General features: G+C 64.5%; 15 protein-coding genes and 1 tRNA gene. 7 read left to right on the top strand and 9 right to left on the bottom strand.

Features of this window, described 5'->3' with window-relative positions; genetic code table 11:
* The first annotated feature begins 107 nt into the window (after window positions 1-107).
* The 5 genes from ACTJLF_RS18955 (at window position 108) to hemP (ending at window position 2,652) form a co-directional block, all read left to right on the top strand.
* A complete protein-coding gene (locus ACTJLF_RS18955) occupies window positions 108-380 on the top strand; it encodes a (2Fe-2S)-binding protein (RefSeq protein ID WP_019655903.1) in 273 nt (90 codons plus the stop codon).
* Between the two features lie 86 nt (window positions 381-466).
* On the top strand, window positions 467-1,189 hold the full coding sequence (locus tag ACTJLF_RS18950) for an energy transducer TonB (RefSeq protein ID WP_019655902.1): 723 nt from the start codon (window positions 467-469) through the stop codon (window positions 1,187-1,189).
* Window positions 1,190-1,207: 18 nt separating this feature from the next.
* Window positions 1,208-1,921: a MotA/TolQ/ExbB proton channel family protein gene (locus tag ACTJLF_RS18945; protein ID WP_019655901.1), complete on the top strand. Its 714-nt coding sequence runs from the start codon at window positions 1,208-1,210 to the stop codon at window positions 1,919-1,921.
* 5 nt (window positions 1,922-1,926) lie between these two features.
* A complete protein-coding gene (locus ACTJLF_RS18940; protein ID WP_145758899.1) occupies window positions 1,927-2,340 on the top strand; it encodes an ExbD/TolR family protein in 414 nt (137 codons plus the stop codon).
* Window positions 2,341-2,439: 99 nt separating this feature from the next.
* Window positions 2,440-2,652 carry a hemin uptake protein HemP gene (gene hemP, locus ACTJLF_RS18935; RefSeq protein ID WP_019655899.1) on the top strand — a complete coding sequence of 71 codons (213 nt, stop codon included), beginning with the start codon at window positions 2,440-2,442 and terminating at the stop codon, window positions 2,650-2,652.
* A gap of 184 nt (window positions 2,653-2,836) precedes the next feature.
* Here hemP and ACTJLF_RS18930 read toward each other — a convergent pair whose 3' ends face one another.
* Entirely contained in the window at window positions 2,837-3,244 is a 408-nt protein-coding gene (locus ACTJLF_RS18930; RefSeq protein ID WP_019655898.1) for a GlcG/HbpS family heme-binding protein, read from the bottom strand.
* A 177-nt stretch (window positions 3,245-3,421) separates the two neighbouring features.
* Here ACTJLF_RS18930 and ACTJLF_RS18925 point away from each other — a divergent pair, with 177 nt between their 5' ends.
* Window positions 3,422-4,120 carry a Bax inhibitor-1/YccA family protein gene (locus ACTJLF_RS18925; protein WP_019655897.1) on the top strand — a complete coding sequence of 233 codons (699 nt, stop codon included), beginning with the start codon at window positions 3,422-3,424 and terminating at the stop codon, window positions 4,118-4,120.
* 51 nt (window positions 4,121-4,171) lie between these two features.
* Here ACTJLF_RS18925 and rlmD read toward each other — a convergent pair whose 3' ends face one another.
* From rlmD to surE, 5 genes are read right to left on the bottom strand one after another with little or no spacing between them, the layout of a single operon-like run.
* Complete coding sequence (rlmD, locus tag ACTJLF_RS18920) at window positions 4,172-5,608, bottom strand: 23S rRNA (uracil(1939)-C(5))-methyltransferase RlmD (protein ID WP_126184968.1); 1,437 nt, start codon at window positions 5,606-5,608, stop codon at window positions 4,172-4,174.
* 31 nt (window positions 5,609-5,639) lie between these two features.
* Entirely contained in the window at window positions 5,640-6,698 is a 1,059-nt protein-coding gene (locus ACTJLF_RS18915) for a sigma-70 family RNA polymerase sigma factor (protein WP_354324226.1), read from the bottom strand.
* 4 nt (window positions 6,699-6,702) lie between these two features.
* Window positions 6,703-7,599 carry a peptidoglycan DD-metalloendopeptidase family protein gene (locus ACTJLF_RS18910; protein ID WP_145758901.1) on the bottom strand — a complete coding sequence of 299 codons (897 nt, stop codon included), beginning with the start codon at window positions 7,597-7,599 and terminating at the stop codon, window positions 6,703-6,705.
* An 11-nt stretch (window positions 7,600-7,610) separates the two neighbouring features.
* Window positions 7,611-8,384 (bottom strand): protein-L-isoaspartate(D-aspartate) O-methyltransferase, encoded by a 774-nt coding sequence (locus ACTJLF_RS18905; protein WP_019655893.1) that lies wholly within the window; start codon window positions 8,382-8,384, stop codon window positions 7,611-7,613.
* Between the two features lies 1 nt (window position 8,385).
* Window positions 8,386-9,144 carry a 5'/3'-nucleotidase SurE gene (surE, locus tag ACTJLF_RS18900; RefSeq protein WP_019655892.1) on the bottom strand — a complete coding sequence of 253 codons (759 nt, stop codon included), beginning with the start codon at window positions 9,142-9,144 and terminating at the stop codon, window positions 8,386-8,388.
* A 128-nt stretch (window positions 9,145-9,272) separates the two neighbouring features.
* Here surE and ACTJLF_RS18895 point away from each other — a divergent pair, with 128 nt between their 5' ends.
* On the top strand, window positions 9,273-10,259 hold the full coding sequence (locus ACTJLF_RS18895; RefSeq protein WP_440883703.1) for an NADPH:quinone oxidoreductase family protein: 987 nt from the start codon (window positions 9,273-9,275) through the stop codon (window positions 10,257-10,259).
* 82 nt (window positions 10,260-10,341) lie between these two features.
* On the opposite strand, the gene ACTJLF_RS18890 is transcribed toward ACTJLF_RS18895, so the two are convergent.
* From ACTJLF_RS18890 to ACTJLF_RS18880, 3 genes are all read right to left on the bottom strand, one after another.
* Window positions 10,342-10,686: an H-NS histone family protein gene (locus ACTJLF_RS18890; RefSeq protein ID WP_132751610.1), complete on the bottom strand. Its 345-nt coding sequence runs from the start codon at window positions 10,684-10,686 to the stop codon at window positions 10,342-10,344.
* 287 nt (window positions 10,687-10,973) lie between these two features.
* A tRNA-His gene (locus tag ACTJLF_RS18885) sits at window positions 10,974-11,049 on the bottom strand.
* Window positions 11,050-11,125: 76 nt separating this feature from the next.
* Window positions 11,126-11,764 carry a YbhB/YbcL family Raf kinase inhibitor-like protein gene (locus ACTJLF_RS18880; RefSeq protein ID WP_440883688.1) on the bottom strand — a complete coding sequence of 213 codons (639 nt, stop codon included), beginning with the start codon at window positions 11,762-11,764 and terminating at the stop codon, window positions 11,126-11,128.
* Between the last annotated feature and the right edge of the window lie 79 nt (window positions 11,765-11,843).

Genomic DNA, 11,843 nt, shown 5'->3' with positions numbered 1-11,843 from the left:
GTCCCAGGCCGTTGCATGAATCAGTAACACATAGTTATTGTGAATGCGATGGATTCTTATTTATAATCGCTCCATCCAACAGCCAGCCAACTGCCGCTTTCACCGCCATGATCGTTTGTGTCTGCCGCCGAGTCTCCGACCGCGAAATCGCACGTCATGTGCGCGCGGGCATGACTTTCGACGAAGTCCAGTTCGAACTCGGCGTCGCCACCCAGTGTGGCCAATGTGAAGGTTGTGCGCGCGATATCGTCGCGCAGTGCAGCGCTTCGCACCCGGTTGCCGCATTGAGCTGCGAATCGGGTCCGAGGGCGATCCAGCTTGCCAACTCCATCAAGGAAAGCAAAGCATGGAACTCGTCTCGGCAATCGGCGGCAGCCTGATCCTGGTCGCTGGTTCGGCCTGGTGGATCTTTCGCAAGTAACGCCTGTGGCGTCTTCGTAGCGGTTTTGCTGCAATCGGGGCACTTTTGGCGGTGCCCGCATTCGAATGGTTGATCGTGTCTGACCGCTTCGCCCCCCCTACTTCCGTCTTCGGCCTTTCGCGCAATGTCGTCATTGCTGGAGGGGTCGTCCTATTTCACGCCGCTGCGCTCTGGGCGCTTCAGAGCGGGCTGCTTCGGCGTGCGGCCGAAGTGGTGATCCCGGTGGAGATCATCAGCCAGCTCGTGGAGCCCCCCAAGCCGGCTCCTCCCCCACCGCCTCCGCCCCCTCCGCCTGAAAAGAAAGTGGTCAAGTCGCCGCCTCCCCCGCGGCCGCAGGCGATCCGGGAACCGAAGCCGACCCCGGCGCCCAACGCGCCGACGGGCAGCGTCGAGCCACCGCCTCCTCCGGCACCCATTCCGCCACCCGCTCCGGAACCGCCGCCGGCTCCGCCCCCCGCCCCGCCGGCGCCGAAGCTGGTCGAGATCAGCGAAGGCCAGACGCAGTACGTGCGCGAGCCGCGCGTCGTCTTCCCTGCGATGAGCAGGCGCCTGGGCGAATCCGGTGTCGTGGTCGTTGCCGTGTATTTCAACAGCGCGGGCATCCCCAAACGGGCCGAAATCTTCAAGTCCAGTGGCTACGAACGGCTCGACCAGGCCGCGCGCGAAGCGCTGATGTCCTCGCAAGTGACGCCATTCAAGCAGCCTGGGGCCAACGAGGCCACGGTCTACATGCTGAAGGCGCCCATCCGGTTCAATCTTTCCCAGTAATTTTTTGGAGTAGTACGCATGGATTCTCAATTCGGCTTGATGAACGTCTGGAATCAGGGCGATTTCGTCACCAAGGCCGTGGCAGTGCTGCTGATCGGCATGTCGCTCGCGTCGTGGATCGTCATCATCGTCAAGGCGCTCGACGTCATCCGCTACAAGCGCCTGGCCAAGCACTCGCAGGACTTCTGGCACAGCGAAGACTTCGCCACCGCCCTGAACAAGCTGGGCAAGGACGACAGCAACCCCTTCCGCGCACTGGCCCTCGAAGGCCGCGAGGCAGCAGCCCATCACCGCAACACCAAGGCCCACCTGCACGATGCGTTGGATGTGAGCGACTGGATCACCCGCGCCCTGCGCAACGGCATCGACGCCTTCACCGCCCGTCTGCAAACCGGCCTGGCGATCCTGGCTTCGGTCGGCTCGACCGCCCCGTTCATCGGCCTGTTCGGCACGGTCTGGGGCATCTACCACGCGCTCATGAGCATCGGCTCGGCCGGCCAGGCGACCATCGACAAGGTGGCGGGCCCCATCGGCGAGGCGCTGATCATGACGGCGCTCGGCCTCGCGGTGGCCATTCCCGCAGTGCTGGGCTACAACGCGCTGGTTCGCGGCAACAAGTTCGTGCTGACCAAGCTCAACGCCTTTGCCCATGACCTGCACGCCTACTTCGTGACCGGCGCACGCGTGCAAAGCGGCAGCGACGCCATCGTCGTTCCGCTCAAGAAGGGCTGAGCATCATGGCCTTCGGTACACAAGACGAACCCGATGAGGTGATGAACGAGATCAACATGACGCCGCTGGTCGACGTCATGCTCGTGCTGCTCATCATCTTCATCATCACCGTGCCGGTGATGAAGCACGCGGTCAACATCGACCTGCCTCGTGCCACCAGCGAGCCGGAGCAGCCCAAGCCGCAGAACATCATGTTCAGCGTGACGGCCGACGGCAGCTACTACTGGAACGAGCAGAAGATCGACGACAGCGAACTGCCCGCCCGCCTCGCGGCGGAGGCCGCCAAGGAGCCCCAGCCCGAGCTGCACATCCGCGGCGACAAGGCGGTGCGCTACGAGCGCGTGGCCAAGGCGATGTCGGAAGCCCGTGAAGCTGGCGTGCGCAAGATCGGCTTCGTCACGGAGCCTGACACGAAGTGAAGCGAAGAAAGACCGCAAGCAAAAAAAGTTGATCGCGACGATTGACTTCTACTTGCGAATCATTATCATTCACTCATCGCTTCGATAAGGGAACTACAGATGCCAGCCACACCGAATGCCTTTTCTGTTCTGAACCATCCTTCGCTCGACCAGTCGGGTGGCGGCCATGCGTCCATCCAGGCAACGCGTCCGGTGCCGATGCTCGAAAGCACGGAGCTCCTGAAAGGAAGCAAGACCGTGGGCATCATGCACAACGGCTCCCTCTACCGGCTGCAAGCCACCAAACTCGGCAAGCTGATCCTGACCAAGTAGGTCGTCCAGCCGCCCTTCGCGCAAGTTTCATCGTGGGGCGACTCAAGGAGATTCATCTCCGAAGGGTCGTTTTTTGCTAGCCAACGGTTTTCCGACTAGCCAAGCTTTTTTTCCACGCTGAAGCAGCCCAAACAAAAACGCCGACCTCGAAGTCGGCGTTTTGCTTTTTGCGGAGACCTGAAACTCAGAGGCCCAGCGCCGCAATGCCAGCCTTGGCGATCTGCGCGTCTTCGTTCGACTTCACACCGCTCACGCCGACCGCGCCGATCACATGGCCGTCCTTGACGATCGGCACACCGCCTTCGAGCAGGCCCTGCACTTCAGGCGCCGTCAGGAACGCCGTGCGGCCGCCGTTGATGATGTCTTCGTAGACCTTGCTCTCGCGGCGGCCCATGGCAGCCGTATGCGCCTTGGCGGGAGCGATGTGCGAGGACAGCGCCGCAGCGCCGTCCAGACGCTGCAGCCACAGCAGGTTGCCGGCGTCGTCCGAGATCGCGATGGTCACCGCCCAGTTGTTCTTGAGGGCCTCGGCCTCGGCTGCCGCAGCAATGGCCTTGACGTCAGCGAGTTCGAGAAAGGATTTAGTCTTCATGATGGATGAGCTCTGCTTGCGTGAAAACCCAAGAGCATAACGGCCACGCCGCAGCCGCTCCGCGAAGGCGGCCTCTGGCTTGGGAACACCCCGCATACGGTCTTTTCGATACCCCCTCTTGCAGCCCCCTAGAATGCGCCCAACTGCATCCTTGCAGCAACCACAGGAGCTCCGGCCATGAACGACCGCGTTACCACCCTAGACACCTCCGCCTACGGCCAGCCGCTGGCCCAGGCCGAACGCCAGCGCGTGCTGCGCAACACCTACTGGCTCCTTGCGCTGAGCCTGCTGCCCACGGTGCTGGGCGCCTGGGTCGGCGTGAGCACCGGCATCACCCGTTCGCTGACCGGCGGCCTGGGCCTCATCGTCTTCCTTGGCGGCGCCTTCGGCTTCATGTTCGCGATCGAGAAGACCAAGAATTCCGCCGCCGGCGTGCCGGTCCTGCTGGGCTTCACCTTCTTCATGGGCCTGATGCTCTCGCGCCTGATCGCGATGGTGCTGGGCTTCAAGAACGGCTCCGAGCTCATCATGACGGCCTTCGGCGGCACTGCCGGCGTGTTCTTCGTGATGGCCTCGCTGGCTACCGTCATCAAGCGCGACCTGTCGGGCATGGGCAAGTTCCTGTTCGTCGGCGCGATGGTGCTGATGGTCGGCGGCATCATCAACGTGTTCGTCGGCTCGACCACCGGCATGCTGGTCATCTCGGTGGCCGCCATCGGCATCTTCTCGGCCTACATGCTCTATGACCTGAAGCAGATCATGGACGGCGGCGAGACCAACTACATCAGCGCCACGCTGGCCCTGTACCTCGACCTGTTCAACGTCTTCCAAAGCCTGCTGGCCCTGCTGGGCATCTTCGGCGGCGAGCGCGACTGAGCGACGCGCAAGACACGCGCTCCAGCAAAAAGGGCCCCTCGGGGCCCTTTTTCATTGCAGATCGAAAACCGCGATCGACTCCACGTGTGCCGTGTGCGGGAACATGTTGACCACACCTGCATGGGTGCAGCGATAGCCCGCCTGATGCACCAGTAGACCCGCATCGCGTGCGAGCGTCGACGGGTTGCAGCTCACGTAGACGATGCGTCTGGGCGGCGTCCAGCCATCCGTGCGCAATTCGGGCTGCTGATGAAGATCGGCGATGGCCTTGGCCAGCGCGAATGCGCCTTCGCGCGGCGGGTCGACCAGCCACCTGTCGGCGCTGCCATCGGCCACCAGCATCGCTGGCGTCATCTCGAACAGGTTTCGCGCCACGAAGGTCGCAGGCGAAAGTGCTCGGCGAGCCGGCGTGGCAGGCTGGTTTCTGCTGAAGTTGTCGGTCGCGCGCGCAACAAGCGTATCGCTGCCTTCGATGCCCAGCACCTCGCGCGCCCTGCTGGCCAGCGGCAAGGTGAAGTTGCCGAGGCCGCAGAACCAGTCGATCACACGCTCGTCAGGCTGCACGTCAAGCAGGCGCAGCGCCTTGCCAACCAGCGCCCGGTTGATGTGTGGATTGACCTGCGTGAAATCGGTGGGCTTGAACGGCATGGTGACGCCGAACTCCGGCAGGCGGTAGGCCAGCGGCGTTCCGCCCTCTTCGAGCAGTTTCACCGTATCGGGACCCTTGGGCTGAAGCCACCACTGGACGCCTTCGTTCTTTTCGGCAAAGGCCTTCAAACGGTCGATGTCGGCGCGCGAGAGCGGCTCGAGGTGGCGCAGCACCAGCGCGATGGTGCCCAGGCGCGTGGAGTCGGGCGCGTCGCCGCAGGCTAGTTCGATCTGCGGGCAGGTGTCGCGCGCGTCCATGGAGCCGATCAGCTCGCGCAGCGGCATCAACATCTCGCTGACCTGCTTCGGCAGTACCGGACAGACCTGCATGTCGGCCAGGTAACGGCTCTTGCGCTCGTGGAAGCCGATCAGCACCGTGCCCTTCTTGGCCACATGACGCACCGAGAGGCGCGCGCGATAGCGGTAGTGCCAGGCCGGCCCTTCCAGCGGCCGCAGCAGGTTCTCGGGCTTGACCTTGCCGAGGTGCCAGAGGTTGTCCTCGAGCGCACGCTGCTTCACGGCCACCTGGGCAGCCGGGTCCAGGTGCTGCATCTTGCAGCCGCCGCAGGCGCCCGTGTGCAGCCCGAAGTGCGGGCAACCCGGACGCACGCGCTGCGACGATTCGCGGCGGATGGCCGTGACCGTGCCCTGCTCCCAGTTGTTCTTTCGACGATGCACGTTGAATCGCACTTCCTCGAAAGGCAGCGCGCCTTCGATGAACACGACCATGCCGTCGGCCTTGTGCGCCACGCCCTGCGCGTCGAGGTCGAGCGACTCGACCTTCAGCCATTCTTCGCCTGGATTCGCGGGGACTTTCTTTTCTTCGATGGATTCCGTCATCCCCCGATTGTCTCAGCGTGGCCGGAAGGCCCTAGAACAGCGCGTCGCGTCCCACGCCCGAGCGAGCCAACTGCCGCCGCATCTTGGCCAGCGCCTCGTTCTGGATCTGCCGCACACGCTCTCGCGTGAGCCCCAGCCGCACGCTCAGCACCTCCAGCGTCTCGGGCTCGCGGTCGTGCAGGCCGTAGCGCCCCTCCAGCACCTCGCGCTCGCGTGCGTCGAGGGCGTGCACCCACTGGTCGAGCAGGCGCTCGACCTCCCGCGTGTGCGCCACGTCGGTCGGACTGCCCTGCTCGTCCTCGGACGCGACGGTATCGGCCAATGTGAAGCCTTCATCCCCCCGGGAGTCGCCCGCATCCAGCGAGCGCGGGGCTTCCGACAGGGCAAGGAGTTCTGCCACGGATTGCACATCGCGCCCGAGCAGCGCGGCGATGTCCTCCACCCGCACGCCGTCCGGCCGGTGCGCCAGAAATTCGGCATCGCCCTCGAGCGTGCGGCGAGCCTTCAGCACCTGCTGCAGCTCGCGCACCACGTGCACCGGCAACCGGATCGCGCGCGCCTGCGTCATGACCGCGCGCTCCACCGACTGGCGGATCCACCAGGTCGCATACGTCGAAAAGCGGAAACCGCGCTCGGGCTCGAACTTGGTGATGGCGTGCATCAGACCCAGATTGCCCTCCTCGATGAGATCGGACAGCGGCACGCCCCGTCCCAGATAGCCCTTGGCGATGTTGACCACCAGCCGCAGGTTGTGCTCGATCATCGACTGCCGTGCGGCGAAGTCGCCCGCGCGCGCGGCGCATGCGGTCTCGTACTCCTGGGCGGGCGTGAAGAGCTCGGTGCGCCTGACCTGGCGCAGGTAGATGGTCAGGGCATCCGCACCTTCGCCGCCGACCAGTTCGCCGACAGCGCCGTTGGCAGGCGCAACGATGTCCGCCGATGGGTCTACGGGGTCTGGGTCTTCTTCGGGAGTGTTCCCGCGCTGCTCTCCGGCGAACTTCCGATTTCCGTTGCCGGGAGACAAGCGGCTGCCGCTACCCGCCGACCCGCGCACAGGCAACTGCGTGCGGCGGGGGCGGGAAGCGGCCATGGCATCACCTGCTGGGCAGGTAGCGAGAGGGATCGACGGGCTTGCCCTGGCGGCGGATCTCGAAATGCAGCTTCACGCGATCGGCATCGCTGTTGCCCATCTCGGCGATCTTCTGGCCCTTCTGGACCGACTGGTCTTCCTTCACGAGCAGCGTCTGGTTGTGCGCGTATGCCGTGAGGTAGGTGTTGTTGTGCTTCAGGATGATCAGGTTGCCGTAGCCGCGCAGGCCCGCGCCCGCATAGACAACACGCCCGTCGGCAGCGGCCAGCACCGGGTCGCCAGCCTTGCCGGCGATGTCGTAGCCCTTGTTCTTCGCTTCGTCGAAGCCGGCGATCAGCGTGCCGCTCGCAGGCCAGATCCAGCCCACGTCCTCGTCACCCGAACCGCCGCTGGAAGGGCTTGCCGGCGAAGCAGTGACTGGCGCCGGCGACTTGGCCGCGCCGCTGGACGGCGTCGAGGGCACCACCGCCGGTTGCGGCGGCACCGCCTTCGTGACCGCGCCATCGGAAGAAGGTGCCGGCGCTGCTGCGACCGCGGTGCCGGTGGGCGGAATCACGCGCAGCACCTGGCCGACTTCGATCAGGTCGGGGTTCTCGATGTTGTTCCAGCGGACGATGTCCTGCCAGCGCTGGCCGGTATCGGCGCCGATGCGGCGGATCGTGTCGCCCGGACGGACTGCGTAGTAGCCGGGCTTGCCGTAGTTTTCGATGCCGGGAAGCGGCTTGCCGTTGGCGTCGGTGGTGATGGGAGGCCCGCCGGGCACCGTGGCGGCCGGTGCGCGCGTCATCGTGCCGCGGTCTTCGACTGGTGCCGGCCCGCGAGGTGTGGAACAGCCCGCGATCACCAGCACAAAGGCCAACGTGACGCCAGCGAACCAACTCCGATTGCCAAAACCCTGCATTTGTTATTCCTTCAAGCGATTCCGGATTTTAGGGGGACAAAGTGAACGGCCTCAAGAATGAGCCGCTCCAGTCCGCGGGGGGTCTTGTCGATGACGACGAGGGTCTGTCCGCCCTTCGCGGAATGCGTCGGCGCCACGATGCGGCCGCCCACGGCAAGCTGTTCGATCCATGCCTCGGGCACCGCCTCGCCGCCCGCCGCCGCGATGATGCCGGCATAAGGCGCGCCTTTGGCGTAGCCGATCATCCCATCGCCCAATATCAGGTGCACGGTCGCGAGCCGGAAGTGCCGCAGATTGGCACGCGCCCGCTCGTGCAGACCGCGCAGGCGCTCGATGCTGTAGACCTCGGTCGCCACGTGGTTCAGCACCGCGGCCTGGTAGCCGCAGCCCGTGCCGATCTCGAGCACCCTGCCGAGCTTGCCATCGGGCTTTCCGGCAAGCGCGGGAGCGCCCATCAGCAGCTCGATCATGCGGGCCACCACGTTGGGCTTGGAGATGGTCTGTCCCAGGCCGATCGGCAGGCTGGTGTCTTCGTAGGCCTGGTTGACCAGCGCGCTGTCGACGAAGCGATGGCGCTCCACGGCGCCCATCGCGCGCAGCACGCGCGCATCGGAAATGCCCTGCGCCGCGAGCTTCTGCACCATGCGCGCGCGCACGGCGTCGGACGCCATCGAGGGCGTGGACGGTACCACGGGCCTGACCGGCGCGGCGGGCATGCGCCCTCGCGTGGCGGCCGAAGCGGTGGGTGTCAGGCGGACGGGGAAACTGGGCCGCTGCGTGGCCATGTCAGTTGCCGAGACGGGCCACCGTCTCGCGCCATTGACCAAGGTTGGCGTGGTCGGTCAGGTCGATCTGCAGCGGCGTCAGCGCGATGTGGCCGGCCGCGGTGGCATGGAAGTCGGTGCCTTCGCCGCTGTCCTTGGCACCGCCGGCACCGGCGATCCAGTACATGGTCTCGCCGCGCGGGCTGTCCTGCGTGATCACCTTCTCAGCCGCATGGCGCCGGCCGAGGCGGCAGACCTTGACGGGCTTCAGCTCGTCGAAAGGCAGGTTCGGCACGTTCACGTTGAGCAGGAACGCGCCGCCTTCGTGCATGCGCTCGCGCTCGATCTGCTGGACCAGACGCCGCGCGACCTGGGCCGCCGCATCCACATGGGCCCAGCCCTTTTCGATCTGCGAGAACGCGATGGCCGGAATGCCGAAGAGGTAGGCCTCCATCGCGGCGCCCACGGTGCCTGAATAGATGGTGTCGTCGCCCATGTTGGCGCCGTTGTTGATGCCTGAAACCACAAGGTCGGGCCGATAGTCGAGCAGGCCCTTGAGCGCGATGTGCACGCAATCGGCCGGAGTACCGGTCACGTAGCGAAAGCCGTTGTGCGCCTCGCGCACGTACAGCGGCGCTGCCAGCGTCAGCGCGTTCGACTTGGCGCTGTTGTTGTGTTCGGGTGCGACCACCTCGACTTCGGCAATGTCCTTGAGCGCATCGTGCAGAGCGACGATGCCCGGCGCCTGGAAGCCGTCGTCATTGGAAATAAGTATCTTCATGGTGCTTCTGGATGCACCGGATTGTAGGCTTCGGGTGCGTCGCAGCAGGGACAAGCCCGCCCCGCCTCGGCCCCTATCATGCCCGCAGTCATTGCCCCAACATTACTTGTCTGAAGGAGACCCCTGGCATGCACGCATGGCTTTGCGAAAACCCCGTCGGCGTCGACGCGCTGACCTGGAAGGAACTGCCCACCCCCACTCCGGGCCCGGGCCAGGTGCTCATCGAGATCAAGGCGGCGAGCCTGAACTTCCCAGATCTGCTGATCGTGCAGAACAAGTACCAGATGAAGCCGCAGCTGCCCTTCGTTCCGGGCTCAGAGTACGCGGGCGTCATCCAGGCAGTGGGCGAAGGCGTCACGCACCTGAAGGTCGGGCAGAACGTGGCGTGCCTTTCCGGCACGGGCGGCTTCGCCACCCACACGCTGGCGCCCGCGGCGCTGTGCATGCCGCTGCCCGAAGGCTTCAGCCATGTCGACGCGGCCGCGTTCATCATGATCTACGCCACCTCCTGGCACGCCCTGATGGACCGGGCTCAACTGAAGGCCGGCGAAACCGTGCTGGTGCTCGGCGCTGCAGGCGGCGTGGGCACCGCGGCCATCCAGATCGCGAAAGCGGCCGGCGCCAAGGTGATCGCAGCCGCTTCCACCGACGAGAAATGCGAACTCTGCCGCTCCATCGGCGCCGACGCGACGATCAACTACACGACGCACGCGCTGCCCAACGGTTTTCGCGACGCCATCAAGGCCGCGACCGACGGCAAAGGACCGGATGTCATTTACGACCCGGTCGGCGGCGATTTCGCGGAGCCGGCCTTTCGCTCCATCGGATGGCGCGGCCGTTATTTGGTCGTCGGTTTTGCATCGGGTCCGATCCCCTCGCTTCCATTGAATCTGACGCTGCTCAAAGGCGCCTCGCTGGTCGGCGTGTTCTGGGGCGATTTCGCCAAGCGCGAGCCCCAGGCCAATGCGCAGATGATGGCCGAATTGGCTCAGTGGTACGGCCAGGGAAAGATCAAGCCGGTCATCGACAGCACGATGCCCATGGCGGAATTGAAGGCCGCTTACGCTCACATGGGCTCGCGCGGAGTCAAAGGAAAACTGGTGATGGTGAACTGAGCGCGCTGCTCGGCCACACAATAAAAAAGCCCGCTCATGCGGGCTTTTTTATTGGGCATCTGCCCAACGAAAACGAGGCGGGTTACTTGATCTCGTAATCGGAAAGCGACTTGCCCGCAGCCAATGCCTCGGTCACCCAGCGCGGCTTGCGGCCACGGCCGCCAGACCAGGTTTCGCCCGTCGGGCTGCGATATTTGGCGGCTGCTTTTGCCGGAGCGGCGCTGGCGCCGCGCTTGACGGAAGCTGCACGACCGGTCAGTTTGAGGTCGGAGGCAGTCAAACCATATTCCGCGATCTTGCGGCGGACCTCTTCGATCACGCCAGAGCGTTCCTGGTTGCGCAGGTCTTCGGCCTGCTTGCGCAATTGCGCAATCTGCTCGTCGTGCTTCTTGATCTGGGAATTGATATCGGCGAGGGTCGAAGCCATTCTTGGACTCCAGAAAATTGAAAACGGGGCGATTTTAATTCAGTTTACATTTGACACAAGTGCCCCGGCAGCCGAAAAAAACGACGGGACATTGCATTAATGCAACAACTCGCAACGTAAAGCGAGATGCCAAGAGGCGATCGCTTATGTAGAGACTGGGGAGAAAAAGAGGCTTCAGCCTGAAGATCGCAGCGCGTGCGATGGCTGAAAATGACAACGCCGGGACAAACCCGGCGTTTTTTGTTCCTTTGAATGTGCTATTGAGCAATAGCACAAAGGAGATATTTTGGGGTGGCTGATGGGACTCGAACCCACGACGACCAGAATCACAATCTGGGACTCTACCAGCTGAGCTACAGCCACCGAAGAGCCTACGATTATAGCGTTAAAACTCGGCGTTTCGGCGAAAACAATCTTGAGAGGGCTCAAAAGCCACATTTCATCCCGCTACCGCCGACCTGCCCGACGCCGCAGCGTCGGGAATGCTGACCGAGCCGTCGGACCTTTCGTAGGTGCCGACAAGCAGGCCGCTCGCCAGCGCATGCTCGCGCAGGGCATCCACGATCTCGTCTCTTCCGGGACTTTCGGAAAACGCAGCAGGTTCGCCTCCAAGCGCGAACAACTGGAACGCGTACCGGTGAACGCCGTGCCCAGGCGGCGGATCGGGCGGCAGCCACACCGCCTGCAGGGCGGAGTTGCGTCCCACGTGCGTCCCGGGCGCGCCTTCGTTGTCCTGGCTCGGCAAGGCCCCTTCTGCAAGCGTGCCGTTTTCCGGCGCCAGATCCACCACGATGGCGTGCACCAACGGGTTCGGCGTGGGCGAGTCGGCATCTTCCACGATCAGCACCAGCGATGACGCCCCCGACGGGAGGCCACTCCATTGAAGCGGTGGAGATACCCCTTCGCCGTCGGCGGTACAACGCTGCGGCAAGGGCGCATGGTCGGCGAAGGCCATGCTCGCGAGTTCGATCGAACCCATCCCCTCGCGCATGCCCAGCGTGTTGAAGACGATGTTGTCCAGGCCAGCGCGCACGCCCTGCAGCGCCTGGCCGATGACTTCAGGCAGTTTTTCCAGCATCCATAGGGTGTACTGCCACGCCGGGAGCGAACATGTAGGACGCCACGCAGCACCTGCGTCGCGAGCCCCGGCATAAATT

This window comes from Variovorax sp. 22077 (assembly GCF_052044195.1).
GTDB classification, from domain to species: Bacteria; Pseudomonadota; Gammaproteobacteria; order Burkholderiales; family Burkholderiaceae_C; genus Variovorax; species Variovorax atrisoli.
The sequence above is the reverse complement of the archived record's forward strand: the minus strand, read 5'-3'. Positions and strand labels throughout refer to the sequence as shown.

Excerpts from the sequence above, each read along its gene's own strand:
- ACTJLF_RS18955 (WP_019655903.1), top strand. The coding sequence starts at position 108 with ATGATCGTTTGTGTCTGCCGCCGAGTCTCCGACCGCGAAATCGCACGT.
- ACTJLF_RS18945 (WP_019655901.1), top strand. The coding sequence starts at position 1,208 with ATGGATTCTCAATTCGGCTTGATGAACGTCTGGAATCAGGGCGATTTC.
- ACTJLF_RS18940 (WP_145758899.1), top strand. The coding sequence starts at position 1,927 with ATGGCCTTCGGTACACAAGACGAACCCGATGAGGTGATGAACGAGATC.
- hemP (WP_019655899.1), top strand. The coding sequence starts at position 2,440 with ATGCCAGCCACACCGAATGCCTTTTCTGTTCTGAACCATCCTTCGCTC.
- ACTJLF_RS18930 (WP_019655898.1), bottom strand. The coding sequence starts at position 3,244 with ATGAAGACTAAATCCTTTCTCGAACTCGCTGACGTCAAGGCCATTGCT.
- ACTJLF_RS18925 (WP_019655897.1), top strand. The coding sequence starts at position 3,422 with ATGAACGACCGCGTTACCACCCTAGACACCTCCGCCTACGGCCAGCCG.
- rlmD (WP_126184968.1), bottom strand. The coding sequence starts at position 5,608 with ATGACGGAATCCATCGAAGAAAAGAAAGTCCCCGCGAATCCAGGCGAA.
- ACTJLF_RS18915 (WP_354324226.1), bottom strand. The coding sequence starts at position 6,698 with ATGGCCGCTTCCCGCCCCCGCCGCACGCAGTTGCCTGTGCGCGGGTCG.
- ACTJLF_RS18910 (WP_145758901.1), bottom strand. The coding sequence starts at position 7,599 with ATGCAGGGTTTTGGCAATCGGAGTTGGTTCGCTGGCGTCACGTTGGCC.
- ACTJLF_RS18905 (WP_019655893.1), bottom strand. The coding sequence starts at position 8,384 with ATGGCCACGCAGCGGCCCAGTTTCCCCGTCCGCCTGACACCCACCGCT.
- surE (WP_019655892.1), bottom strand. The coding sequence starts at position 9,144 with ATGAAGATACTTATTTCCAATGACGACGGCTTCCAGGCGCCGGGCATC.
- ACTJLF_RS18895 (WP_440883703.1), top strand. The coding sequence starts at position 9,273 with ATGCACGCATGGCTTTGCGAAAACCCCGTCGGCGTCGACGCGCTGACC.
- ACTJLF_RS18890 (WP_132751610.1), bottom strand. The coding sequence starts at position 10,686 with ATGGCTTCGACCCTCGCCGATATCAATTCCCAGATCAAGAAGCACGAC.
- ACTJLF_RS18880 (WP_440883688.1), bottom strand. The coding sequence starts at position 11,764 with ATGCTGGAAAAACTGCCTGAAGTCATCGGCCAGGCGCTGCAGGGCGTG.